This is a genomic window from Inquilinus sp. CA228 (assembly GCF_052078665.1).
In the GTDB taxonomy this organism is placed as follows: Bacteria; Pseudomonadota; Alphaproteobacteria; order DSM-16000; family Inquilinaceae; genus Inquilinus.
Genome location: NZ_JBQJIK010000019.1, coordinates 77,657 through 101,254, shown reverse-complemented (window position 1 = coordinate 101,254; position 23,598 = coordinate 77,657). Strand labels below are relative to the sequence as shown.

Genomic DNA, 23,598 nt, shown 5'->3' with positions numbered 1-23,598 from the left:
CTCTTGGAGCTGCACGCCCAGCGCCCGATCGACGCCGCCTGCCGCGCCGCCATCGCCGTCACAGCGCGGCGCACGGCGCTGATCACCACGGTGACGCCCTTCGCGATCGTCGACATGGTCGTGTCGGGCGTGCTGAACCTGCGGATGATCCGGCGGATCGCCGAGATCCAGGGCTTCCGCCCGGGCCTGTTCGCGACGCTGGCGCTGATCCGCCGGGTGGCGACGACGCTGCTGATCGCCGGCGGCATCGAGGCCGCCAACGACTATCTCGGCGACTTCCTGGGCGCCGGCCTGCTGCGCGCTTTCGGCCGCCGCGCCGGCGAGGGCGCGATCAACGGCATCCTCAGCGTCCGCATCGGCGTCGCCGCGATGAAGGTGTGCCGCCCCCTGCCCTACCTGCGCGACACCCCGCCAGGAACGATGAGCCTGGCCAAGGCGATCTTCGGGGCGGAGGCTGCGCCGAAGGGGAAGGGTTAGATCGCCATGACTAAAGAGGCCGGAGAGTCGACCTCAAAGGCTGCTGACATCAGATCGCAGCATCGCCGCGGGTGCCTGCGATCTCCTGATGGAGTTCGTCCAAGCTCTTCGCGACATCCTTAGCGGTCAGCCGCCGTGAATTGCCGGCCGCGGCGGCAATCTGCTCTCGGATCGTAGCGAGCCGCTCGCCCCGGCTCGCCGCAAGACCGCCTGTTGCCTTCATAGCGTTATTGTCGCTCAGATCGCTGCGCTGCTCAAACCGATTGCCGATACGTCAGTCTGGTAGGTTGGGTTCGCGGCTCGCGAACCCAACATCGGCTCGGACGAGCGCTGGGTTCGCCACTGCGAACCCAGCCTACGACACACTCAGTTCTGCTTCATCCCCGCGACCAGAAGCGAAATGTTATACCGAAACATCTTCGCGTAAGTCGAAGCCGGCCCGTCCGCGGTCGACAGTGCCTCGGCATAGAGCTCGCCGCCCATCTCGGCGCCGGAGGCCTTGGCCACCTGCTGCACCAGCCGCGGGTCGGTGGCGTTCTCGACGAACACAGCCTTGATGTGCTCGCTCTTGATCTGGTCGATCAGCCTGGCGATGTCGCCGGCTGAGGCCTCGCTCTCGGTCGAGAAGCCGACCGGGGCGTGGAACTCGATGCCGTAGGCGGCGCCGAGATAGCCGAAGGCATCGTGGCTGGTGATGACCTTGCGCTTGGCCTGCGGAATGGTCGCCACCTCGCTCCGGGCCCAGGCATCGAGGTCCTTCAGCTCGGCCTCGTACTTCGCGCCGTTGGCCTGGTAGGTCGCGGCATGGGCCGGGTCCGCGGCGGCCAGCGCCTTGGCGATGTTGGCGGCGTAGATCGCGCCGTTGGCCGCGCTGTTCCAGGCGTGCGGATCGGTGATCTCCTGCCCGTCCTCCTCCATCCGCCGGGTCGGGACGCCCTCGGTGGCGACGACGACCGTGGCCTTGGTGCCGGAGGCGGCGACCAGCCGGTCCATCCAGCCTTCCAGCTCCAGCCCGTTGACGACGACGAGGCCGGCCTTGGTCACCGCCTGGGCGTCCTGCGGCGTCGGCTCGTAGACATGGGCGTCGCCATTGGGGCCGACCAGGCTGCGGACCTCGACATCGTCGCCGCCGACCTGCCGCGCGATGTCGGCGAGGACGGTGATGCTGGTCACGACCGACAGCTTGTCGGCCGCCGCCGCAGGCAGCGACAGGACGGCAAGGGACAGGCCGAGCAGGCCAGCGCGGAACGGTATCCTCATGCGAAGGCTCCGTGGGAGTTCAGTGCGCGAAATGCGCGGTGGGCAGGTATCGGGCAAGCAGGCCGTCATGCCTCCCGAAGATCAGGGACAGCAGGTAGAAGCCGCCGGCGGTCAGCACGATGCTGGGGCCGGAAGGCAGGCTGCCGTGATAGGAGACCAGGAGGCCGGAATAGCCGGACAGCAGCGCCAGCCCGGCCGCCCAGGCGAACAGCGACCACAGCGACCGGCTCCAGAACCGCGCCGCTGCCGCCGGCAGCATCATCAAGCCGACCACCATCAGCGTGCCGAGCGCCTGGAAGCCGCCAACCAGGTTCAGCACCACCAGCATCAGGAAGGCGAAGTGCACCAGGGCGCCGACGCCGCCGACCATGCGCAGATAGCCGGGATCGAAGCATTCGACCACCAGCGGCCGGTACAGCAGCGCCAGCGCGATCAGCGTCACCGTGGCGATCCCGGCCATCAGCAGCAGCGCCGCGTCGTCGACCGCGAGGATGGTGCCGAACAGCACATGCATCAGGTCGACATTGCTGCCGCGGGTCGAGACGATCAGCACGCCGGCGGCCAGGGCGATCAGGTAGAAGGCGGCGAAGGCGGCATCCTCGCGCAGCGCCGTGACCCGGGTGACCGCGCCGGCCAGCAGGGCGACGGCCAGGCCGGCGATCAGCCCGCCCAGCCCCATCGACCACAGCGACAGGCCGGAGACCAGGAAGCCGACGGCGGCGCCCGGCAGCACCGCATGCGACATGGCATCGCCGACCAGGCTCATCCGCCGCAGCACCAGCAGCACGCCGACCGGGCCGCAGCCCAGCGACAGCGCCAGGCAGGCCACCAGCGCCCGCTGCATGAAGGCGTAGTCGAGAAAGGGCGTGGCCAGGAAATCCCACATCGCCGTCACGCCGCGCTCCGCCGGCAGGGTTCGCCGCGATCGTGCCACGCCTCGGCCATGGCACGGGCGCGCAGCAGGTTCTCGGCGCACAGCACGTCGCCGGTCGGGCCCCAGCCGATCGGATCGCGCGCCAGCAGCAGCGTGTCCGGGCAGACCTCGCGCACCTGGTCCAGATCGTGCAGCACGGTGATCACCGTGCGGCCCTCGCCATGCCAGCGCCGGACCACGTCGACCAGATCGCGCGTGGTCTTGGCGTCGAGCGCGGTGAAGGGCTCGTCCAGCATGATCACCCGCCCGTCCTGCAGCAGCAGCCGGGCGAACAGCACGCGCTGGAACTGGCCGGCGGAGAGGCTGCCGATCGGCCGCGCCTCGAAGCCGCCGAGGCCGACCGCCTCCAGCGCCTCCTCTGCCCGGCTACGCAGATCCTTCGAGACGCCGCCGAAGATCCCGGTCCGGACCCAGCCGCCGAGCAGCACGGTGTCGGCGACCGAGATCGGGAAGCTGCGGTCGATCTCCGCCAGCTGCGGCAGATAGGCGATGTCGCGCCGGCGCAGCCCGCTGCGGTCGACATGGCCGGACAGCGGCGCCAGCAGGCCGGCGATGGTCTTCAGCAGGGTCGACTTGCCGGCGCCGTTCGGGCCGACGATGGCGGTCAGCGTCCCCGGCTCGAAGCTGCCGTTGACATGGTGGACGGCCGGGTGCCGCTCATAGCCGGCGGTCAGGTTGCCGAGGCGGATGCGGCCGATGGCGGGCGCACTGCTCATGGCGTGGCTCCGAACCAGCCCATGGCCCAGGCCACGGCCAGCCACAGCACCGCGATCAGCGCGAAGGCGACGAGCAGGCGGGCCCCGACCGGCGCGGCCAGGGCCGACGGCCCGATCTCCCCGGCCCGGCGGGCGGCGTGGGCGGGGTGGTGATGCGACACGGTCATGGGTCAGCCGATGGCGTGAGAAGGTCAGGCACCATAGCGCCCGGCGGGCGTGGCACCATTGACGTTAATGTATAACATCTTTGCGATATCGGAAAGCGCCGGTGGGGTCCAGCAACTCGTTCTTGAGGAGGAGATCGGCGTCGCGCCGACTTCGGCCTCACTCCGCGGGCTTGCCCGGCAGGCCCTCGACATGATGGATCCAGGGCAGGGCCGAGCGGCACCACATCTGCCGCTTCGGCACCAGCTGGTCGCGCTGGCGGATGCTGCCCCAGCGGATGCCCCAGGTCTCGGCATCGGCGCCCTCGCCGGTGACGAACAGCGGCGAGCCGCAGTTCGGGCAGAAATACTGCAGCCGCCGGCGGCCGCTGTCGCCGACCTTCACATAGACCTTCGGCTCATGCGCGGTCAGCCAGATCCGGTCGCGCGACGCGGTCACCGTGACCCGGAAGGCCGAGCCGGTCAGCGCCTGGCAATCGGTGCAGTGGCAGATCCCCACCCGCTCCGGGTCGATCTCCGCCTCATAGGCGACATGGCCGCAATGGCACTGGCCGTCGATCCGCATCATGGCGCGCCCCCGCCCCGCATGGAACCGGACGGCAGCCTAGCCTATCGCCGGCCCGGCCGCAGCCGGCGCAGCACCAGATGCTTCAGGGCCGGCGGGATATGGCCCGGCGACGGCCAGTCCACTGCAAGGCCGAGCGCGGCGCATTCGGCCGCGATCTGCCGCCCGTTCTCGTAGCGGATCTGGCCGAGCCGCGGCAGCGCATCGGTGCGGCGGTGGTCGAACGGCCGGCCGGACTGGGCCTCGCGGAAGCCGTGGTGGAAGTCGGGATGGCTCAGCACCTGCCGCGCCTCGGGCCAGTGCCGGGCCCGGCGCGTGGCGACATCGGACGGGTCCCTCATGGCTGCAGGTCGACCAGCGTCGCCCGGCCGCCGGCATCGCCCGCCGCCAGCCAGCGCCCGTCGGGCGAGAAGGCCAGCGCCTCCACCGCGGCACCGTTCGGGCGCAGCACCGGGACATAGCCGCTGCCGTCGAGCGGCATCAGCGCGACGAAGCCGTCCTTGGCGCCGGCCGCCGCCACCGGCAGAAGCGGATGCGCCGCGACCCGGGTGATCGGCACGCCGCGGGCCCAGCCGCTTTCGCTGGCGGTGCCGCCCATCGGCCCGTCGCGGCCGGTGAAGCGCCAGGACACCACGCCTTCGGAGCCGGAGGTCAGCAGCGCCCTGCCGCCATCGGCCCAGGCCAGCGATCGCGGCTTGGTGGGATAGCCCGGCATCTGCATGTGCACGCCGTCCGACAGGCGCCAGGCATGCAGCGCCTTCTCCTGCATCGCCGAGACGACGAAGCGCGACCGCGGATGCCAGAGGACCGCCAGATGCGCCCCCTGCCAAGCGTACAGCTTCGCGGCCCAGGCACGCTTGCGCGGCGACCAGACGGTGACGCCGCCGTAATGCGCCGCGGCGATGCGCCGGCCGCGCGGGTCGAAGGCGGCGCCGTCAAGCCCGGCCGGGCCCTGCAGCTGCGTCACCGGCGCCCCGTCCGCGTCGAACACCAGCACCTCGCTGCCGGCGACGGCGAGGCGCCGACCGGTGGCGGGCGCGGCGTCGACGGCGCTGATCCACCGGCCCTGCGCGGCGGCGATCTCAGCCAATGTCCCGTCCGGGGCGACGCGCAGCAGCCGACCGTCATCGCCGCCGCTGAGAAAACCGTCGCGGACATCCGCGCCCAGTGCCAGGACGGCACCGCGATGCGCCGGCACGGCGACCGCCTCGGACATGCCCGGAGACGCCAGCCGGATGGTGCCGTCGCCGAGGCCGAAGGCCAGGTGCCCGGCTGCGTCGAAGGCCGCGGCGACCACCGGCGCCGGCCAGGCCCAGTTCGTGCCCCTCTCCTCCGCCAGGGCGCGCGGCGGCAGCAGCAGGCTCATGCGGCGGCGCAGCCCTCGAAGCCGGCGCGCAGCACCGCGGCATCGAGGTTGCGGCCGATCAGCACCAGCCGGCTCTCGCGCGGCTGGCCGGGCCGCCAGGCCGGGGCGAAATCGCCCTCCTGCAGCATGTGCACGCCCTGGAACACGAAGGGCCGGTCCTCTCCGGCGAAGGCGAGAATCCCCTTGCTGCGCAGGATGTCGGCGCCGCGGATCGCCAGCAGCATGCCGATCCAGTCGACGAAGCGGCGGCCGTCGAGCGGCCGGTCGGTCCGGAACGAGACGCTGCCGACGCCCTCGTCATGCTCGTGGTGATGGGCGTGGCCGTCGAGCAGGTCGGGGTCGAGCCCGAGCAGCCGGTCGAGGTCGAAGCCGCCATTGTCCAGCACGGTGCCGAGATCGGCGTCGCAGCGCCGGGTCCGCAGCAGCCGCGCCACCGGGTTGATGGCGCGCAGCCGCGCCTCCACCGTCGCCAGCCCGGCCTCGTCCGCCAGGTCGGTCTTGTTGACCAGGATGGTGTCGGCGAAGGCCACCTGCTCCTCCGCCTCGTCGCTGTCGGCCAGCCGCGCCTCGATGTTGCGGGCGTCGACCACGGTGACGATCGAGTCGAGGGCGGTGCGCTCGCGCACCTCGTCATCGACCAGGAAGGTCTGCGCCACCGGCGCCGGGTCGGTCAGGCCCGTGGTCTCGACCAGGATGCGATCGAAGCTGCCGGCCCGCTTCATCAGCCCGCCGATGATCCGGATCAGGTCGCCGCGCACCGAGCAGCACAGGCAGCCATTGTTCAGCGCGAACACCTCCTCGTCGACGCCGACCACCAGGTCGCCGTCGATGCCGATCTCGCCGAACTCGTTGACGATCACGGCGTAGCGCCGGCCATGCGCCTCGGAGAGGATCCGGTTCAAGAGCGTGGTCTTGCCGGCGCCCAGATAGCCGGTCAGCAGGGTGACGGGGATGCGGGACATGGGGAGCCTCGGGCTTCGGGAATTTAAATGTTATTATATAACATAATAGAGAGACGCAAGCCTGTCGCCCATAGGCCGATGGGATGCTATGGACGGACTCGCATCCGGTCGCCGCCTCGGCATCGCGCCCCAGAATCGCCCAGATTCTCCGCGAGGGACGTTGCCGGGCGGCCGATCCGCCGTCCCGCCATCCGAGGACCGTCATGCCCGTTTCCGCCCCGTCCCGCCGCGCCTTCCTGCATGGCTGCGCCGCCGGCCTGTCCCTGGCCCTGATTCGGCCGGCCCTGGCCCAGGATGCGGAGGCGCCGCCGCCGCTCGGCTTCCGCGAGCTGGCCGACGGCGTCTGGCTGCACACCAGCTGGTGGAAGGGCGACCAGGGCTGGGTCGCGGCCAACGGCCTGGCCTTGATCGGGCCCGAGGAGGTGCTGCTGATCGACGCAGCCTGGGGCCCGGCGCAGACCGTGGCGCTGCTGGAGCGGGTGGCGGAGGCCGCGCCGAACCGGCCGGTCAACCTGGTGGTGACCCATGCGCATGACGACCGGCTGGCCGGGCTGGCGGCGGTGCATGCCCGCGGCGGCTGGTCGCTGGCCCGCGACGAGACGGTCAAGGAAGCCGCCGGCGCCGGCACGATCCAGCGCAGCTGGAACGGCGAATCGACCACCATCACCGGCGGCGGCCGCGCGGTCGAGCTGTTCTATCCGGGTCCGGCGCACACCCGCGACAACACCGTGGCCTTCCTGCCGGACGGCGCGGTGCTGTTCGGCGGCTGCATGATCCGGGGGGCCGAGCAGGCCAATCTCGCCGCCGTCCCCGACTCGGACATCTGCCGCTGGCCGCAATCGGTCGAGGCGGTGATCGCCCGCTACGGCAAGGCAGCCAAGATCGTGGTGCCGGACCAGGGCGAGCCCGGCGATGCCGGGCTGCTGTCCCACACCCACCAACTGGCCAAGGCCGAGGCGGCGAAGAGCTGCAGCCCGGCCGGCTAACCGGCGGCTGGCACCACGTTGGCGGCGCAGTCGCGGCAGCGGCCGAGGATCTCGATGGTCCGGCTGTCGGCGACGAAGCCGATCCGTCCGGTCCAGGCCTCGATCAGCCCGTCCACCGCGGCATCGGTGATCTCCTCCACCCGGCCGCAGTCGCGGCAGATGGCGAATTGCGCCGGATGGGTGTGGTGGTGGTCCGGCCCGCCGCACACCACATAGGCGCTGAGCGATTCGATCCGGTGCACCAGGCCGCGGTCGAGCAGCCCCTTCAGCGCCCGGTACACCACCGGCGGCGCGGTGATGCCGTCGCCCTTCATCTCGCGCAGGATGTCGTAGGCGCTGGCTGGCTCGGCGCTGGCCCGCACCAGGTCCAGCACCCGCTCCTGCCAATGCGACAGCCCGGCACGCGGGGGCCGGCCGCGCCGGGTCGTGCCCGTCGCCGACGTGGATGCCGGCTTGCCCTTCGGCGCCGCCGGCGCGCCTTCCAGCTTCTGACTCATGCGTCGAGTGATAGCATGCGTCCTCCCCCGAACGCCACGCCCCGGCCGATCTTGAAACCGACCGGTCACCCCCCATTTCCTATTTAACGAGAGTGGGGATGCCGCGTGGGCCCCGCTCCGCAGGCGCCGGGGAACCGGGCCGCCCGAGCCGGGGGTTCCGGCAGCTCGCTCTCAGGAGGAGTGACCATGACGCGGGTGTCGCTGTTCAACAGCCCGCTCCTGCTCGGCTTCGAGCAGTTCGAGCGGACGCTCGACCGGATCGGCAGGACGCCGAGTGACGGGTATCCGCCCTACAACATCGAGCAGCTTGGCGAGGACCAGCTGCGCATCACCCTGGCGGTCGCCGGTTTCACCGATGCCGACCTGACGGTGCAGATCGAGGACAACCAGCTGGTGGTCCGCGGCAAGCAGACCGACGACAAGGACCGCGTGTTCCTGCATCGCGGCATCGCCGCCCGCCAGTTCCAGCGCGCCTTCGTGCTGGCCGAGGGCATCGAGGTGACCGGGGCCTCGCTCGACAACGGGCTCCTCAACATCGATCTCCGCCGGCCGGTGCCCGAGGCCAAGGTCCGGACCATCGCCATCAACCGCTCCGCGGCCAAGCCCAACGGCAAGACCGCGATCGACGTCTCGACCGACGTCGAAGGGTGAACCGAAACCGTGGTGACCATCATGAACACCAATGCCATTCCGACCTTCACCCAGATGTCGCCGACCGATTTCGCGGCGATCGGGCTGAACCAGATCGCCTTCGTCAAGCCGGTGACGGTGGAGGGTGAGGCCGCCTTCGCCGTGCACGGCGCCGACGGCACCCCGCTGGCCATGGTCAAGAACCGCGACCTCGCCTTCGCCGTGGTCCGCCAGAACGACATGGAGCCGGTCAGCGCCCACTGACCCCGCTTCGTCCCGATGAGCGAACGCGAAAGCCCCGCCGCCGGCGGGGCTTTTTCTATTTCACCGCGCCCGCGGTCAGCCCGGCGATGAACCAGCGGCCGACGATGCCGAACAGCAGCACCACCGGCACCGTCGCCAGCGTCGCCCCGGCCAGCAGCAGGCCCCAGTCGATCTGGTACTGGCCGATGATGCCGGCGAAGCCGACCGGCAGGGTGCGGTTGGCGTCGGACAGGATCAGCACCGAGGCGAACAGGTACTCGGTCCAGCTGGCGATGAAGGCGAAGATGGCGACGCTGGCGATGCCGGGCGCCGCCAGCGGCACCATGATCCGCAGCAGGATCGCCAGGCGCGAGGCGCCGTCGATCAGCGCCGCCTCCTCCAGCTCCGCCGGGATCGAGGCGAAGAAGCTGCGCATCATCCAGATGGCGAAGGGCGAGGCGAAGGTGACGTTGACGATCACCAGCGCCGCCGGCGTGTCGATCAGCCCGGCCTGCGACATCATCCCGTAGAGCGGGATCAGGATCAGGATGCCGGGGAAGGCATAGGCCACCAGCACCGCCCGGAACAGCAGGTCGCGGCCGGGAAAGCGCAGCCGGTAGAAGCCGTAGGCGGCCAGCACCGACAGCACCACCGTGATCGCGGTCGAGCCGAGCCCGACCAGCAGGCTGTTGCCGAGATAGCGCGGATAGTCCGACGCGCCGAGCAGCTTGTCGAAATGCCGCAGGGTGAAGCTCTGTGGCACCAGCGTCGGCACCCGGGCGATGATCTCCTGTGGCGCCTTGATCGCGCCGGTGGCGATAAACCAGAAGGGCAGCAGCACGAGGACGGCGAGGCCGAGCAGCCCGCCGCCGATCGAGAGGCGCTGGCCGAGCCCTCGCCTCACCCCTCCCCCTTCGGCGCCAGCGCCCGGGTCAGCAGGACGGCCAGCGCCATCAGGGCCACGCTGACCAGCACCGACATCGCCGCTGCCTGGCCCAGCCGGTACGATTTGAACGCGGTCTCGTAGATCAGCACCGGCAGGGTCTGGGTCGCGCCGGACGGCCCGCCCGCCGTGGTCAGCCAGATGATGTCGAAGACGTTGAAGGACAGCAGCGTGCCGACCACGGCGAGCACCAGCATGGTCGGCTGCAGCAGCGGCCAGGTGATGCGGCGGAAGCGCTGCCACGGGCCGGCGCCGTCGATCGCCGCCGCCTCGTAGAGATCGGCCGGGATGCGCTGCAGCCCGGCCAGCAGCATCACCGCGACGAAGGGGAACCAGCGCCACGAGTTGATCACCACCAGCGATGCCATGGCGCTGCCCGGCCCGGCGAAAAAGCCGACCGGTCGATCGGTCAATCCCAGCGACACCAGCAGGTGGTTCACCACCCCGCCGGAGGTGCCGAGCAGCCAGCGCCAGATGATGACGACGACGATGGTCGGCACGATCCAGGACAGGATCACCCAGACCCGCACCAGCCGCACGCCGCGGAAGCGCTGGTTCAGCAGCAGGGCGGTGCCGAGGGCCAGCAGCGTCTGCAGCACGGCGTTGCCGGCGACCCAGACCAGGCTGCGCCCCAGCGCCGCCCACAGCCGCGCCATGCCCAGCACGTCGACATAGTTGCCGAGCCCGACGAAGCCGCCATCGGAGCCGATGATCCGGATGTCGCGCAGGCTGATCGCGACGGCGGCGCCGAGCGGGTAGAGGATGGTCGCCGCCAGCCACACCAGCACCGGCGCCACCATGAGCCCGCCGGCCAGCGCCTCGGCACGGCTGCGGGACAGGCGCCGGCGAGGAGCGGCGGTCACGACACGGGCTACCCGGCCCGAAGCGTCAGCGCACCGCCTCCTGCATCCGCGCCTGGCCGGCCTTGACCGCGTCGGCGGCGGACATCTCGTCGACCACCACCTTCTGCAGCGTCTCGGCCAGGATGTTCTGGGCCGAGATGGCGGCGATGCTGGGGAAGGTGTGGCCGCCGGTGAAGCCGAACAGGACGCCGTTGCGGCTGTTGGCGATCATCGCCTCGATCTGCGGCTTGTACTTCACCACCAGCGGGTCGCCCCACAGGCTCTTGGCCTTGGCGCCATCGGCGGTGACCGGCAGGAACAGCCCGGGCTCCATGTTCAGGAAGCGGCCATAAGTCTCCGGCTCCAAGAGCCAGGCGATGAAGGTCTCGGCCGCCTTCCGTTTGGCCTCGTCCTTGGCCAGGATCATCACCGCGTTGGAATAGGCGATGGTGCCCGACTCCTTGCGGTCGTCGGCATGCGGGATCGGCGCCACGCCGAGGTCCTGGGCGTCGCCCTCGGCTTGGCTGTCATAGGTGCTGATCACGGTGAACTGCAGGATCATGCCGCAGCCGCCGCTGGCGAAGCAGGCCTCGGCCTCGCCCCAGGTCCAGCTCGGCGCATCGGCGGCGGAGAACTGGTACAGCTCCTTGTAGAAGTCGTAGGCCTTGACCGTCTGCGGGTTGTCGAAGCGCAGCGTGCCGTCCGCGTTGTAGATGTCGGCGGCGCCGGCATTGACCATCAGGTCGTAGACGGTCTGGTCGGTGTAGAGCTGCTTGTTGGCCGGCAGGCCGATGCCGTAGCGGCCGTCCGCCGTCAGCTTCTCCGCCGCCGCCTGCCACTCGCTCCAGGTCTTCGGCGGGGTCAGCCCGGCCTTCTCGAACACGCTCTTCCGGTACCACAGCGACATCGCCATGTTGTACAGCGGCACCGCCCAGACGCCGCCGTCATAGCTGTAGGGCGCCAGGGCGCTGGGCACGAAGTGATGCTCGGCATCGAGCTGCTTGACGAAGCCGTCGACCGGCTGCAGCGCCCCCAGGTCCTTCAGGATCGGGGTGAAGTCCGGGATCGCGAACAGCAGGTCCGGCGCGTTGCCGGCGGCAATCGCGGCCGGCGCCTTGGCGTAGATCTCGCCCCAGCTCTGCGGCTCCTGCTTCACCGCGATGTCCGGGTGGCTCTTGTTGAAGGCGTCGATCAACTCCTGCACCCGCGCCACGCGGTGCGGCGGCTGCTCCATGTGCCACAGCACCAGCTGCACCGGTTCCGCCTGCGCCGCCGCGGCACCCCAGATCAGCGCGGCCGCGGCCACGCCCGACACGATCGACCATCTCGTCGCCATTGCCCTCTCCCCTGTTTGTCCTGCGGCCCGGGATGCGGCGCGTCGTTGGCCGAGCGTCCGCCGGGGCCGCCTACAGATGCGGATTGCGCGTCCGGTAGCGTTCCACCAGCGCGGCGTTGCGCTCCTTCGACCCCGGCATGTTGGAGCTGATATAGGCCGGCGCCACCTCGCCCGATGCCGCCATCCGGGCCACCGTCTCGGTCAGCACCGCGTTCCAGATCGCGGCGCCCAGCACGGTCGAGATCGGGCCGACGGTCAGCCCCTCCGCGGCGGTCACCAGGGCGTCGCCCGGCGGGCCCTGGTTGTCGATGGCGATGTCGGCGGTCTCGGCCAGGGTCGGCCGGCCGGCCGCGGCCGCCTGCGAATAGGCGATCGAGGTCACGGCCACCACCGTGGCGCCCTTGTCCCGGCCGTGGCGCGCGGCCTCGACCGGCACGGCGTTGACGCCGCTGTTGGAGAACACGAACAGCGTGTCGGCCGGCCCGATCGGATAGCGGCCCAGCAGCGACGCGGCCAGGCCGGGCATCCGCTCCAGCGCGCCGGAGACCACCGCGCCCTCATGCAGCATCACCGAGGACGCCAGGATCGGCACCACGCAGGCCAGGCCGCCGGCGCGGTAATGCCCCTCCTCCGCCATCAGATGGGAATGGCCGGTGCCGAAGATGTAGATCAGCCCGTCGCGCCGGATGGTCTCGACGCAGGAAGCCGCCGCGGCGCCGATCGCCTCGCCCTGGGTCGCGGTCAGCGCGGCGATGCGGTCGGCGATGCCGGCGAGATAGGCGGCGGCGCCGGAAAGGGCGGGCAAAGTCATGAGTCCGAGGTGTCCGGTGGGGAAAGCCGGGCCCGCATCTTGTAGCGGTCGCCGCGATAGGCGGAGCGGACGAATTCGATGACCTGGCCGTCGGCGTCGGCGGTGCGCCGGGTGAACACCAGCACCGGCGCGCTGCGCGGGATGTCGAGCGCGCCGGCGGTGACGGCGTCGGGCAGGTCGGCCTCGACCGTCTGCTCCGCCTGCCAGGGCACCAGGCCGTAATCGTGGCGCAGCACCTCGTACAGCGAGGCGGTGCGGAAATCGTTGCGGTCCAGGATGCCCGGCACCAGCGCCCCATTCAGCCAGGTGACCTCGAACGCCATCGGCACGGCATCGGCCAGGCGGACGCGCTCGAGCAGCACCAGCGGCGCGCCTTCGGCCACGCCCAGCGCCTCGCGCGCCTCGCCGGCCGCCGGCACCACGGCCTGGCGCAGGATCACGCTGGCGGCGCGGCGGCCCAGCCGGGCCATGTCCTCGCTGAAGCCGGTCAGGCGCTGCAGCTTCTGGTCCACCTTCGACCGGGCGACGAAGCAGCCGCGGCCGATCCGGCTCTCGATCAGCCCGGCATCGGTCAGGCTCTTGAAGGCCTGGCGCACGGTCATCCGGCTGATGCCCAGCTGGTCGGCCAGGTCGCGCTCGGAGGGCAGCCGGTCGCCCACGGCGAAACCGCCGGCGCGGATCCGGTCGGCCAGATCCTCGGCGATCTGCTGGTAGATCGGCTTGTCCGTCGGACTCGGCTGTAGGTCGGTCATTGGCGGGCCCTGGTGGTCTAGACCACAATCGGCATGATGCAGGCCGATCCGGACCCCGTCAAGAAAGGTCGGACATACGGGCAGGCATGCGCAGCAGCGCGTCGCGATGCCCGCCGTAGCGCCGATAGGCGGCCTCATAGGCCTCCCGCAGCGCCGGATCGGGGCGATGCGTGCGCCGGATCGTGCGGACCCGGCGCGACGCGTCGCCGATCGAGGGATACCATCCGATGCCGGTCCCGGCCAACAGGGCGGCGCCGCAGGCCCCGTATTCGCCGCCGTCGGGGATCTCGACAGTGAGGTCGATCACATCGGCGATCATCTGCGACCAGAACCGGCTGCGGCCGCCGCCGCCGGACAGCAGCACGCTTTGCGGCCGCTCCGCCATCGCCGCGAAGCAGTCGCGGATGGCATAGGCCAGGCCCTCATAGACGGCGCGCACCAGCTCGGGCCGGCCGTGCCCCGGGACCAGCCCGGCGAACTGGGCCCGGGCCGCGGCCGAGACCGCCGGGGCGATGATCCCGACCTCGCTGAGATAGGGCAGGTAGACGGCCCCGCCGGCGCCCGGCGGGGCCGCCTCGGCCAGCGCCTCCAGCGCGGCATAGGGGTCGGGGTCCCGGGCCAGGTCGGGGCACAGGCTGCGCAGGACCCAGTCGAGGTTGCTGGTGCCGGCGACATTGACCATGCAGCGCAGCCACAGCCGGCCGGGCAGGCTGAACAGCAGGCCGAGATCCGGCGGGTCGAAGGAGGGCGCGTCGAGCACCACCCCGTTCAGGCAGGTGGTGCCGAGCACGGTGCAGGCCGAGCCGGCGGCCAGCCCGCCCGAGCCGATCACGCTGGCGGCGACGTCGCCGGCGCCGGTGACGACCGGGGTGCCGGCGCGCAGCCCCGTCGCCGCCGCCGCTTCGGCGGTCACCGCCCCGGCCACCGCCTCGGACGGCAGCACCGGCGGCAGCAGGGGACGGTGCGGGCCGAGGCCGAACAGCTCGAGCATCGCCTCGCTGCGGCCCTGGGCCCGGGCGTCGCCGGGTGCCACCGACGCCTCGGTCGGGTCGGCGGCGCGCCGGCCGGTCAGGCGGAAGCGGAGATAGTCCTTGCAGCCGAACACGCAGTCGGCCCGGGCCATGATGTCGGGCTCGTGGTCCAGCAGCCAGCGCAACACCGGCAGGGTGCAGCCCTGCTGCATGACCGAGCCGGACGACGCGAAGATGCGCGACAGGAAGCCGGGATCGCCGGCCAGCCTCTTCTCGATCCAGGGCTGGCTGCGGCCGTCATCCCACAGGATGCCGGGGCGCAGCGGCCGGCCCTCGGCGTCGATCACCCAGGCCCCGACCATGGCCCCGGTGACGCCGATGGCGGCGATGGCGGAGCCGTCCACCCCGGCCTCGGCCAGGACCTGGCGGATCACCGCCGCGGTCACAGCCCAGGCGGTCTCGGGGTCGCTTTCCGACCAGGCGGGTTGCGGGTGCGACACCGTCGTGCGCCGGGACGCGGCGGCACGTTGCCGCCCGTCGCGCCCGAACAGCGCGGCCTTGATGACCGAGGTGCCGGCGTCGAGGCCGAGCAGGAGCATGGCGGAACCGCTGGCGAGGGCCGATCCGCTCCCGCTAGCGGAGCGGAGGGCCGGCGGTCAAGCTGCGTTCACCGACTCGCTCTGGGACAGCAGGGCGAAGATCGCGTCGGCGCTCTGGCAGCCGCGCAGCTTCTCGCACAGGTTCTCGTCCCGCAGCATGCGGCTGATCCGGGCCAGCGCCTTCAGATGGTCCGCCCCCGCCCCTTCCGGCGCCAGCAGCAGGAACACCAGGTCGACCGGCTGCTCGTCGACCGCGTCGAAGTCGATCGGCCGCTCCAGCCGGGCGAAGGCGCCGAACACGCCCTGCAGATGCGGCAGCTTGCCGTGCGGGATGGCGATGCCGCGGCCGACGCCGGTCGAGCCCAGCCGCTCGCGCTCCAGCAGCACGTCGAAGATGAAGCGCTCGTGCTGGCCGGTCAGTTCGGCGGCACGGCGGGCCAACTCCTGCAGGGCCTGCTTCTTGCTGGCAGCCTTCAGATTGGCGAGAATCGCCTCGGGGCGAAGGAAATCGATCATGACGGATCGGATGCGCCGCCCTCAGGCGGCGGCATCCTCGGTCCCTTTCGGATCGACCCAGCCGATGTTCCCGTCGGGGCGGCGGAACACCATGTTGAGCCGGCCATGGGCCTGGTTGCGGAACAGCAGTGCCGGCAGGTCGCCGAGGTCGAGGCGCATCACCGCCTGCAGCACCGTCAGGCTCTCGATCGAGGTCGAGACGTCGGCGATCACGATCGGCTGGTTCGGCTCCTCGCCGTTCAGCAGCTCCTCGGATTCGGCTTCGAGAATATAGGCCTGCGCCGGCAGCGCCGGCTGCTGGGCGTCGCCGTTGTGGTGGTCGCGCAGCCGACGCTTGTAGCGGCGCAGCCGCTTGGCCAGCTTGTCGGCCGCAGCGTCGAAGGCGTGATACGGGCTCTCGGCCTCCGCATTGCTCTGCAGGAGGATGTTGCGGCCGACATGGACCGACAGGTCGCTCCGGATCAGATGGGCGTTGCGGGAAAAGACGACATTCGCCTCGATCGCGTTGTTGAAGTACTTCGCGGTCGTGCTGGTGAGGGCGTCACTGACATGGGTGCGCAATGCGTCACCGACGTCGATCTGCTTGCCTCGAACGGTCAGTTGCATGGCTGTCGCTTTACTGCTGCACGATGAGATACGGGCGCCCAAAAAGAACGGGGCGGCCTTTGGGGGCCGCCTTCGGGCGGCGACCATAGGGATGGGGCGCCTTCCTGTCAACGAAGGGGGCCCGGTCGCGGGCTGCGGAGGAAGCTGGGGGAGCGCTCATCGGCTCAAACCCTTCTCACGCCGTCTCTGGACGGAGGATGGTATCCGCATCCCCTCACGGTACTTGGCGACGGTCCGCCGCGCAATGTCGATCCCCTCCCCGCGCAGGATTTCGACGATCCGGTCGTCGGACAGGACGGCATCCGCCGGCTCGGCGCCGATCATGCCGCGGATGCGGTGACGCACCGCCTCGGCCGAATGCGCGTCGCCGCCGTCCGCCCCCTGGATCGCCTGGGTGAAGAAATATTTCAGCTCGAACACGCCGCGCGGGGTGGCGATCACCTTGTTGGTGGTCACCCGGCTGATCGTGCTTTCGTGCATGTCGACCGTCTCGGCCACGTCCTTCAGCGTCAGCGGCTTCAGGTGCTGCACGCCGCGGACGAAGAAGGCGTCCTGCCGGCGCACGATCTCCGACGCGACCTTGAGGATGGTGTTGGCGCGCTGGTCGAGGGCGCGGACCAGCCAGTTGGCGTCGGCCAGGCAGGTGCCGACATAGTCGCGGTCGACCTTGCTGCGGGTGCCGCGGCTGATCTCGGCATGGTAGCGGCGGTTGATCAGCACCCGCGGCAGGGTGTCGGCGTTCAGCTCGACCACCCAGCCGACCTCCGGCTCGGCCCGCATCAGGATGTCCGGGATCAGGGTCTGCGCGATCTCGTGGTCGAAGGCTGCGCCCGGCTTGGGGTCGAGGGCGCGGATCTCCGCGATCATCTCGGCCAGGTCCTCGGCGTCGACGCCGCACAGCCGCATCACCGCGGCCAGGTCGCGCCGGGCCAGCAGGTCGAGATGATCGAGCAGAATCCGCATCGCCGGGTCCAGGCGGTTGCGCTCGGCCAGCTGGATCGCCAGGCATTCCGCCAGGCTGCGGGCGAAGATGCCGGGCGGGTCGAGCCGCTGGCAGCGGCGCAGCACCGCCTCGACCCGCTCGGGCGGGCAGCCGAGGCCGGCCGCCACCTCCTCGACCGTGGCGCCGAGATAGCCGGTCTCCTCCAGCAGGTCGACCAGCCGCGCCGCGATCAGCCGGTCGGCCGGGGCGTAGAACTCGATCGCGATCTGGCTCAGCAGGTGGTCGCGCAGGCTCGGCCGCTCGGCGAGCGTCTCCTCGAGGCCGGGCAGGTCGTCGGCGAAATCCATGCGGCCGCGCCCGGCGCCGGCGAACTGCGCCTCGCCGCCATAGTCGTCGTTCCGGTCGGTTGAGCTGGACCCGGTGAACAGGTTGCTCCAGTCGGTGTCCAGCGGCGCATCGGCCGACACCATGGCCGGCGGCTCCGGCGCGCTCAGGGCGAGATCGGACGCCACCGCCCCCGCCGGTGCGGAACCAGGGGGCTCGGTGTCGTTCCGGTCGCCGGTGCCGTCGCCGCCGTCATCACCGCGCTCGCCCTCCTCCCGTTCCAGGAGCGGGTTGCGCTCGAGCTCCGTCTCGACGAAGGCGGAAAGCTCGATGTTGGACAGCTGCAGCAGCTTGATCGACTGCTGCAGCTGCGGCGTCATGACCAGCGCCTGGCTCTGCCGGAGCCCGAGGCGTTGCGAAATGGCCATGGCTGCCCGGTGGTCTATAGGCTGAAGCGTTCGCCCAGATACACGCGCCGCACCTCCTCATTGCCGACAATGTCCGATGGCAGTCCTTCCATCAGAACACGGCCGTCGTGGAGGATATAGGCCCGATCGACGATATCGAGGGTCTCACGCACATTGTGGTCGGTGATCAGGACGCCGATGCCGCGGTCGCGCAGATGCGCCACCAGGTCGCGGATGTCGCCGACCGCGATCGGGTCGATGCCGGCCAGCGGCTCGTCCAGCAGCATGAAATGCGGGTGGCTGGCCAGCGCCCGGGCGATCTCGACGCGCCGGCGCTCGCCGCCCGACAGCGCCAGGGCCGGGGTGCGGCGCAGATGGCTGATCGAGAACTCGGCCAGCAGGTCCTCCAGCACCGCCTCCCGGGTCGAGCGGTCCGGCTCGGAGATCTCCAGCACGGCGCGGATGTTCTGCTCGACCGTCAGGCCGCGGAAGATCGACGCCTCCTGCGGCAGGTAGCCGATGCCGAGCCGGGCGCGGCGGTACATCGGCAGGTCGGTCAGCTCCTGCCCGTCCAGCAGGATGGTGCCGTAATCCGGCTGGATCAGGCCGGTGATCATGTAGAAGCAGGTGGTCTTGCCAGCGCCGTTCGGGCCCAGCAGGCCGACCGCCTCGCCGCGCTGCACCTGCAGGCTGACGTCGCGCAGCACCGGGCGCTTCTTGTACTGCTTGCCGAGATTGCGGGCGACGAGCCCGTCATTCTTGGCGACGAGGCGCGGCGCGGTCGTGGTCTCGGATGGCAGCGGGCTGATCGGCTTGGTCATCGCCCGCCCCTACTTCTTCGGCGCCGGCTGGCCCGGCACGGCGGGCTGGCCTGGCAGGCCCGGCTGGCCCTGGTTGTTCTGCTCGGGCACCAGCAGGGCCCGGGCGCGGCCGCCCTGCCCCGGCTTGGTCAACAGCTTGCTGACGCCGCTGGCCATGTCGACCTCGGCATAATCGCCGTTCAGCTGGTTGCCGCCGCGGGTCATGCGGACATCGTCGGTGATGGTCGCGAACTGGGTCTTGACGTCGTAGCGGCCGGTCCGGCCGGTGACCACGTCGGTCGCCGTGGTCAGCTTGACATTGCCGTCGGCGTCGACCACCGACAGCTCCTTGTCGCCCTTCTCGTTCGGGGCGAAATGGCCGGTCAGCGTGTCGGCGCGCAGCGTCCTCTCCTCCTTGGCGCGGGTCGCCGTGGCGTTGCCGCGGGCGATCGCGACATCCTCGGCCTGGCGGTACACCATGCTGTCGGTGGCGGTGATCACGTCGTCGTTGTTGACGAATTTCAGGTTGCCGCCGGTCAGGGTGAAGGTCTGGGCGTCGAGCTCGTACACCCCCTTGCCGCCGGTGGCGCTGGTGGTGTCGCCGCGGGTGATCAGCACATTGCCGTCGGCAATGGCCAGGAAGATCTCGGTGCTCTTGTCCGGCAGCTCGCGGTAATGGGCGGTCAGCACATCGGCCTTCACAGTCAGCTCGCCGCGCTTGTACACGGCGTTGCCGCGGGCGATGTAGGTCTTCTCGTTCTGGTGCCACTCCAGCGCGTCGTCGGCCTGGATCTCGGACGGCTCGTCCTTGCCGCCGAGCTGCAGCTGCTGTTGCGCCAGGGCGGGCACGGCCACCACACCGAGCAGGACAGCGAGGATCAGCGGACGGATCATTGCGGCGTTCCCTGGAAGGCCTTGTCGGCGCCGGGCTTGAGAAACAGCTTGGTCGGGCCGGTGAAGATGATGACGTCGCCCTGCTGCTCGACCTTGAAGCCCCCGGCCGACAGCGTACCGAAAGGCCCCTCCGCCGTCACGGGCGTGCTGCTGCGCGCGCCCTTGTCGGCCAGGTCGATGTCCGCCGCGTCGGTGATCATGGTGGTGCCGTCGCTGCGGCGCAGGGTGACGTTGCCGCTGAGATGCACCGATTTGCTGCTGCGGTCCAGCTTGCCGGCCTGGGCGTCGAGGTTCAGCACCAGGCCGTTCTGCAGCTTCAACTCCCCCTTGGGGCGGTTCAGGTCGAAGATCTGGTCCTCAACCTGCTTCGCCAGCGTCGCCCAGACGGTGTAGGGCCGCGCCGCCTCGTCGACGCCGCTGTAGCGCGGATTCTGGATCTCGCCCGCGGCAGCGGCGACCGGACGCTCGGCGGGGTTGGAGATGTCGACCTGGGACGGGTGCAGCTCCGGCCACGCCACGACCAGAGCGACGATCACCAGGCCGACGGCCGGCAGCGCGTATTTCAGCACCCCGACCACGCGGCTATGGGCCCGGCTGAGGCTGCCGCCGCGGCCGGCCGTGGCCAGGCGCGCGCGACGGCCCGAGGCGCTGGCGCTGCGCTGCGCCCCGCCCAGGCCCGGCGTCTGCTGCGCGGCCACCGCGCTCAACTCAGCCCTGCCCGCAGGCAGTCATGCACCCTGAGGATGCCCACCGGCCGATCCTCCGTCGTGACGAAGAGGTTGGTCACCTTATAGCGGTTCATCAGCCCCAGCGCCTCGGCCGCCAGCGCCGCGGGACGGATGGTGCGCGGCCCGGGGGTCATCACCTGGCCGGCGGTCTGGCCCAGGAGGCCGGCGCTCATGTGCCGCCGCAGGTCGCCGTCGGTGATCACGCCGACCAGCCGGCGGTCGGCATCGACCACGCCGACACAGCCGAAGCCGACCCGGCTCATCTCGATGATCGCCTCGTCCATCCGCGTCTGCGGATCGACCAGCGGCAGCTCGGCCGCTGCATGCATCAGGTCCTGCACCCGGATCAGCTTGGTGCCGAGCGAGCCGCCGGGGTGGAGCACCCGGAAGTCATCGGAGGAGAAGCCGCGGCGGTGCATCAGCGCCACCGCCAGGGCGTCGCCGAGCGCCATCTGCATGGTGGTCGAGGTGGTCGGCGCCAGCCCGGTCGGGCAGGCCTCCGGTGCCGGCGGCAGCAGCAGCACCACGTCGCACTGGTCCGCCAGGTTCGAGGGCGACCGGCTGGTGATGCCGATCAGCGGGATGGCGAAGCGGCGGGTATAGGAGATCACATCCGCCAGCTCGGCGGTGTTGCCGGAGTTGGACAGCGCCAGCACCACATCCTGGCGGTGGATCATGCCGAGATCGCCGTGGCTGGCCTCGGCCGGATGGACGAACAGCGCCGCGGTGCCGGTCGAGGCCAGGGTCGCCGCGATCTTGCGCGCGACATGGCCGCTCTTGCCGATGCCGCTGACCACGACCCGGCCTTCGGCGCCGACGATCGTGTCGATGGCCCGGTCGAAGCTGGCGTCGAGCGATTCGGCGAGGCGGTCGAGCGCGTCGCGCTCCACCAGCAGCGCCTTGCGGCCGGCCTCGATCCCTGCGGTTGCCACCATGCCTTCTCCCAAATGGTCCACGCGGCGGCTGCTATAGCCGGTCCGGAGGGCGCGAACCACGATCCGTCGATCCGGATCTGCGCCGAGAGCCCTGCCCGGGCTCCGGCCGATCCCCCCGTACCGCCACAAGACGGCACGAATGTGACCCCATATCGGGCTAGTGGGCGAAGATATCCAGGTCCGACCAGCCGCCGAGGTCGAGCGCGGCCCGCGCCGGCAGGAAGTCGTAGCAGGCCTGCGCCAGGGCCTCGCGCCCTTCGCGCCGCAGCATTTCGTCCAGCTTCGCCTTCAGTGCGTGCAGGTACAGAACGTCGCTGGCGGCGTAGCGCAGCTGCTCGGGCGTCAATTGGTCGCTGCCCCAGTCGGAGCTCTGCTGCTGCTTCGACAGCTCGACGCCGAGCAGGTCGCGGCACAGATCCTTCAGCCCGTGCCGGTCGGTGAAGGTGCGCACCAGCCGGGAGGCGATCTTGGTGCAGTAGACCGGCGCGGTGACGACGCCGAGATAGGCCTGCAGCGCGGCGATGTCGAAACGGGCGAAATGGAACAGCTTCAGCCGCGCCGGGTCGGTCAGCAGCGCCGACAGGTTGGGCGCGTTGTAGACGCCGCGGCGGAGCTGGACGAGATGGACGGTGCCGTCGCCGGCGCTGAGCTGGACCAGGCACAGCCGGTCGCGCACCGGGTTCAGGCCCATGGTCTCGGTGTCGATCGCGATCACGTCGCCGAGATCGAGGCCGTCGGGCAGATCCCCGTCATGCAGAATCGGTTCGGACACCGGTCGCCACCTTCCGTAGTCGGCCGCGGCCCTTCCCCGAAAGCTGAGCGTCGGCCCCAAAAGGAAAGACCCGCTTGGACAAGCGGGTCATTGCCACTGCATCGCATCGTCGGGCCCATCAGAGTGATGGTGCCCAGGAGAAGACTCGAACTTCCACGACCTTTCGGCCACAGGTACCTGAAACCTGCGCGTCTACCAATTCCGCCACCTGGGCGATGCGGCGGGCCGTGATGTAGGATGCCGCCCCTCCCCCTGTCAACAGGGGAATTCGCGCTTTGTGAAACTTTGACGGTTTCCGCGGCCGGCCCGTCCGCCGGACCGCGTCGCATCGCTTGTTCCCCCGCGGCCGCATCGTTACGGTACGGGCGGATTCGGCGACCGGGCCGGCACGGACCACCTCTGGAACAGGCGCATGATCGTCATCGACCCCCTGATCACCGTTATCCAATACGCATTGCAGCTTTATGTCTGGGTGGTGATCGCCGCCGCCATCCTGAGCTGGCTGGTCACCTTCAACGTCGTCAACACGCGCAACCAGGTGATCTACCAGATCGGCAACGCCCTCTACCGGATGACCGAGCCGGCGCTGCGGCCGATTCGCCGGTTCCTGCCGAATCTCGGCGGCATCGACATCTCGCCGGTGGTGCTGCTGCTGCTGATCTATTTCCTCCAGATGGTGCTGGAGAGACTCCGGGAAGCGCTGTTCTATTCTTGACGGCGCCGCGGCCGCTGTTCGTCGCCGGGCCGCGCGGCATCCGCGTCACGGTCCGGCTGACGCCGCGGGCCGGGCGCAACGCGGTGACCGGGCGCGCCGCCGATGCCGATGGCGCCCCGTTGCTCAAGGCCACGGTCACGGCGGTGCCGGAGCGCGGCGCCGCCAACGAGGCGCTGGTCGCGCTCCTGGCCAAAAGCTGGCGCCTGCCGAAATCGGCGCTGGCCATCATCGGCGGCGCCACCGACCGCACCAAGCTGATCGAGATCGACGGCGACGCCGCCCTCGCCGCCCGCCTCGAAGCCTGGGCCGAGGCGCTGGCGGCGAAGGGCTGACAGCCGGCCTATCTGCGGACGGTCGCCCGGCAGCGATGCACCGTCCCGTCGTCGAGATTGCCGCGCTCGCCGACCCAGCGGACCGTGCAGTTCATCACATCCGGCGCCTCGACCAGCGGCGAGGAGAAGATGGTGATGCAGCTGTCGCCGATTTCGCTGCGGCTGAGCCGGCCGGTGCAGACCGTGCCGTCCTCGAACCGCCAATTGCCCTCCCGCATCAGGACCGGGCGGCTGGCCCCGTCGAGCGAGCTGAGCGTGTACTTGCCGTTGCGGCGGTATTCGAACAGGCGGTCCGGCCCGCCCATCACGCCTTGCACCAGGAACGGTCGGCCCAGCACCCCGCGGTCGAACTCGGCCCGAGTCATGCGGACATATTGCGGATTGGTGTCGAGCGCCGATGGCGGCGTGCAGGCGGTGAGCCCGAGAACGATCGCCAGACCTGCGATCAGCGCGATCAAACGCATCTTGGCCTCCATTCGCGTTCCGCCTCTCTCCGAGCGGCACGGCAATTATCTTACGCCACGCTCCGCTTCAGCAGCAATATTTCAATGAATAGCCCACCATTCATCGGA

At 70.5% G+C, this 23,598-nt stretch carries 31 protein-coding genes and 1 tRNA gene; 6 read left to right on the top strand and 26 right to left on the bottom strand.

The window, feature by feature from the left end:
* The coding region (locus ACTOWL_RS11835; RefSeq protein WP_441321423.1) for a DUF697 domain-containing protein at window positions 1-477 on the top strand (477 nt) is incomplete at its 5' end.
* A 49-nt stretch (window positions 478-526) separates the two neighbouring features.
* On the opposite strand, the gene ACTOWL_RS11830 is transcribed toward ACTOWL_RS11835, so the two are convergent.
* From ACTOWL_RS11830 to ACTOWL_RS11790, 9 genes are all read right to left on the bottom strand, one after another.
* A complete protein-coding gene (locus ACTOWL_RS11830) occupies window positions 527-700 on the bottom strand; it encodes a hypothetical protein (RefSeq protein ID WP_441321422.1) in 174 nt (57 codons plus the stop codon).
* 143 nt (window positions 701-843) lie between these two features.
* Entirely contained in the window at window positions 844-1,737 is an 894-nt protein-coding gene (locus ACTOWL_RS11825; RefSeq protein WP_441321421.1) for a metal ABC transporter solute-binding protein, Zn/Mn family, read from the bottom strand.
* A 19-nt stretch (window positions 1,738-1,756) separates the two neighbouring features.
* Window positions 1,757-2,623, bottom strand: a complete 867-nt coding sequence (locus ACTOWL_RS11820) for a metal ABC transporter permease (protein ID WP_441321427.1) — start codon at window positions 2,621-2,623, stop codon at window positions 1,757-1,759.
* 5 nt (window positions 2,624-2,628) lie between these two features.
* Window positions 2,629-3,387, bottom strand: coding sequence for a metal ABC transporter ATP-binding protein (locus ACTOWL_RS11815; protein WP_441321420.1), 759 nt, complete (start codon window positions 3,385-3,387; stop codon window positions 2,629-2,631).
* Window positions 3,384-3,554, bottom strand: a complete 171-nt coding sequence (locus ACTOWL_RS11810; RefSeq protein ID WP_441321419.1) for a hypothetical protein — start codon at window positions 3,552-3,554, stop codon at window positions 3,384-3,386. The genes ACTOWL_RS11815 and ACTOWL_RS11810 overlap by 4 nt, the downstream gene beginning before the upstream one ends.
* 157 nt (window positions 3,555-3,711) lie before the next feature.
* Entirely contained in the window at window positions 3,712-4,119 is a 408-nt protein-coding gene (locus ACTOWL_RS11805; RefSeq protein WP_441321418.1) for a GFA family protein, read from the bottom strand.
* Between the two features lie 41 nt (window positions 4,120-4,160).
* A complete protein-coding gene (locus ACTOWL_RS11800; RefSeq protein ID WP_441321417.1) occupies window positions 4,161-4,457 on the bottom strand; it encodes a hypothetical protein in 297 nt (98 codons plus the stop codon).
* Complete coding sequence (locus ACTOWL_RS11795) at window positions 4,454-5,482, bottom strand: WD40 repeat domain-containing protein (protein ID WP_441321416.1); 1,029 nt, start codon at window positions 5,480-5,482, stop codon at window positions 4,454-4,456. Before ACTOWL_RS11795 ends, ACTOWL_RS11800 begins: the two co-directional genes overlap by 4 nt.
* Entirely contained in the window at window positions 5,479-6,444 is a 966-nt protein-coding gene (locus ACTOWL_RS11790) for a CobW family GTP-binding protein (RefSeq protein WP_441321415.1), read from the bottom strand. Before ACTOWL_RS11790 ends, ACTOWL_RS11795 begins: the two co-directional genes overlap by 4 nt.
* A 203-nt stretch (window positions 6,445-6,647) precedes the next feature.
* Between ACTOWL_RS11790 and ACTOWL_RS11785 the strand changes: the two genes are divergently transcribed.
* Window positions 6,648-7,430, top strand: coding sequence for an MBL fold metallo-hydrolase (locus ACTOWL_RS11785; protein ID WP_441321414.1), 783 nt, complete (start codon window positions 6,648-6,650; stop codon window positions 7,428-7,430).
* Here ACTOWL_RS11785 and ACTOWL_RS11780 read toward each other — a convergent pair.
* Window positions 7,427-7,927: a Fur family transcriptional regulator gene (locus tag ACTOWL_RS11780; protein WP_441321413.1), complete on the bottom strand. Its 501-nt coding sequence runs from the start codon at window positions 7,925-7,927 to the stop codon at window positions 7,427-7,429. The genes ACTOWL_RS11785 and ACTOWL_RS11780 overlap by 4 nt on opposite strands.
* A gap of 186 nt (window positions 7,928-8,113) precedes the next feature.
* Between ACTOWL_RS11780 and ACTOWL_RS11775 the strand changes: the two genes are divergently transcribed.
* A complete protein-coding gene (locus tag ACTOWL_RS11775) occupies window positions 8,114-8,578 on the top strand; it encodes an Hsp20 family protein (RefSeq protein ID WP_441321412.1) in 465 nt (154 codons plus the stop codon).
* 21 nt (window positions 8,579-8,599) lie between these two features.
* Window positions 8,600-8,821 carry a DUF1150 family protein gene (locus ACTOWL_RS11770; RefSeq protein WP_441321426.1) on the top strand — a complete coding sequence of 74 codons (222 nt, stop codon included), beginning with the start codon at window positions 8,600-8,602 and terminating at the stop codon, window positions 8,819-8,821.
* A gap of 55 nt (window positions 8,822-8,876) precedes the next feature.
* Here ACTOWL_RS11770 and ACTOWL_RS11765 read toward each other — a convergent pair whose 3' ends face one another.
* The 15 genes from ACTOWL_RS11765 to ACTOWL_RS11695 all read right to left on the bottom strand — a co-directional run bounded on the left by ACTOWL_RS11765 (window position 8,877) and on the right by ACTOWL_RS11695 (window position 22,193).
* A complete protein-coding gene (locus ACTOWL_RS11765) occupies window positions 8,877-9,704 on the bottom strand; it encodes a carbohydrate ABC transporter permease (RefSeq protein ID WP_441321411.1) in 828 nt (275 codons plus the stop codon).
* Entirely contained in the window at window positions 9,701-10,606 is a 906-nt protein-coding gene (locus tag ACTOWL_RS11760) for a carbohydrate ABC transporter permease (protein ID WP_441321410.1), read from the bottom strand. Before ACTOWL_RS11760 ends, ACTOWL_RS11765 begins: the two co-directional genes overlap by 4 nt.
* A 25-nt stretch (window positions 10,607-10,631) precedes the next feature.
* Window positions 10,632-11,921 (bottom strand): ABC transporter substrate-binding protein, encoded by a 1,290-nt coding sequence (locus ACTOWL_RS11755; RefSeq protein WP_441321409.1) that lies wholly within the window; start codon window positions 11,919-11,921, stop codon window positions 10,632-10,634.
* A gap of 70 nt (window positions 11,922-11,991) precedes the next feature.
* Window positions 11,992-12,732 carry an SIS domain-containing protein gene (locus ACTOWL_RS11750; RefSeq protein ID WP_441321408.1) on the bottom strand — a complete coding sequence of 247 codons (741 nt, stop codon included), beginning with the start codon at window positions 12,730-12,732 and terminating at the stop codon, window positions 11,992-11,994.
* Window positions 12,729-13,484 carry a GntR family transcriptional regulator gene (locus ACTOWL_RS11745; protein WP_441321407.1) on the bottom strand — a complete coding sequence of 252 codons (756 nt, stop codon included), beginning with the start codon at window positions 13,482-13,484 and terminating at the stop codon, window positions 12,729-12,731. The genes ACTOWL_RS11750 and ACTOWL_RS11745 overlap by 4 nt, the downstream gene beginning before the upstream one ends.
* Window positions 13,485-13,542: 58 nt before the next feature.
* Window positions 13,543-15,054, bottom strand: coding sequence for an FGGY-family carbohydrate kinase (locus ACTOWL_RS11740; protein WP_441321406.1), 1,512 nt, complete (start codon window positions 15,052-15,054; stop codon window positions 13,543-13,545).
* A 57-nt stretch (window positions 15,055-15,111) separates the two neighbouring features.
* Complete coding sequence (gene ptsN / locus ACTOWL_RS11735) at window positions 15,112-15,570, bottom strand: PTS IIA-like nitrogen regulatory protein PtsN (protein WP_441321405.1); 459 nt, start codon at window positions 15,568-15,570, stop codon at window positions 15,112-15,114.
* Between the two features lie 21 nt (window positions 15,571-15,591).
* Window positions 15,592-16,176 (bottom strand): ribosome hibernation-promoting factor, HPF/YfiA family, encoded by a 585-nt coding sequence (gene hpf / locus ACTOWL_RS11730; RefSeq protein WP_441321404.1) that lies wholly within the window; start codon window positions 16,174-16,176, stop codon window positions 15,592-15,594.
* A 156-nt stretch (window positions 16,177-16,332) separates the two neighbouring features.
* Entirely contained in the window at window positions 16,333-17,871 is a 1,539-nt protein-coding gene (gene rpoN, locus ACTOWL_RS11725) for an RNA polymerase factor sigma-54 (RefSeq protein ID WP_441321403.1), read from the bottom strand.
* 14 nt (window positions 17,872-17,885) lie between these two features.
* Complete coding sequence (lptB, locus tag ACTOWL_RS11720; protein ID WP_441321402.1) at window positions 17,886-18,671, bottom strand: LPS export ABC transporter ATP-binding protein; 786 nt, start codon at window positions 18,669-18,671, stop codon at window positions 17,886-17,888.
* 9 nt (window positions 18,672-18,680) lie between these two features.
* Entirely contained in the window at window positions 18,681-19,544 is an 864-nt protein-coding gene (locus tag ACTOWL_RS11715; protein ID WP_441321401.1) for an LptA/OstA family protein, read from the bottom strand.
* Window positions 19,541-20,242, bottom strand: a complete 702-nt coding sequence (gene lptC, locus ACTOWL_RS11710) for an LPS export ABC transporter periplasmic protein LptC (protein WP_441321425.1) — start codon at window positions 20,240-20,242, stop codon at window positions 19,541-19,543. Before lptC ends, ACTOWL_RS11715 begins: the two co-directional genes overlap by 4 nt.
* A gap of 5 nt (window positions 20,243-20,247) precedes the next feature.
* Window positions 20,248-21,207, bottom strand: coding sequence for a KpsF/GutQ family sugar-phosphate isomerase (locus tag ACTOWL_RS11705; RefSeq protein ID WP_441321400.1), 960 nt, complete (start codon window positions 21,205-21,207; stop codon window positions 20,248-20,250).
* Between the two features lie 157 nt (window positions 21,208-21,364).
* Entirely contained in the window at window positions 21,365-21,979 is a 615-nt protein-coding gene (locus ACTOWL_RS11700; protein WP_342236470.1) for a ribonuclease D, read from the bottom strand.
* 127 nt (window positions 21,980-22,106) lie between these two features.
* A tRNA-Leu gene (locus tag ACTOWL_RS11695) sits at window positions 22,107-22,193 on the bottom strand.
* Window positions 22,194-22,391: 198 nt separating this feature from the next.
* Here ACTOWL_RS11695 and ACTOWL_RS11690 point away from each other — a divergent pair.
* Together ACTOWL_RS11690 and ACTOWL_RS11685 are read left to right on the top strand one after the other, a co-directional pair.
* Window positions 22,392-22,694: a YggT family protein gene (locus ACTOWL_RS11690; RefSeq protein ID WP_441321399.1), complete on the top strand. Its 303-nt coding sequence runs from the start codon at window positions 22,392-22,394 to the stop codon at window positions 22,692-22,694.
* A complete protein-coding gene (locus ACTOWL_RS11685; protein WP_441321398.1) occupies window positions 22,691-23,026 on the top strand; it encodes a DUF167 family protein in 336 nt (111 codons plus the stop codon). Before ACTOWL_RS11690 ends, ACTOWL_RS11685 begins: the two co-directional genes overlap by 4 nt.
* An 8-nt stretch (window positions 23,027-23,034) precedes the next feature.
* On the opposite strand, the gene ACTOWL_RS11680 is transcribed toward ACTOWL_RS11685, so the two are convergent.
* Window positions 23,035-23,490: a hypothetical protein gene (locus ACTOWL_RS11680; protein ID WP_441321397.1), complete on the bottom strand. Its 456-nt coding sequence runs from the start codon at window positions 23,488-23,490 to the stop codon at window positions 23,035-23,037.
* Window positions 23,491-23,598: the final 108 nt, after the last annotated feature.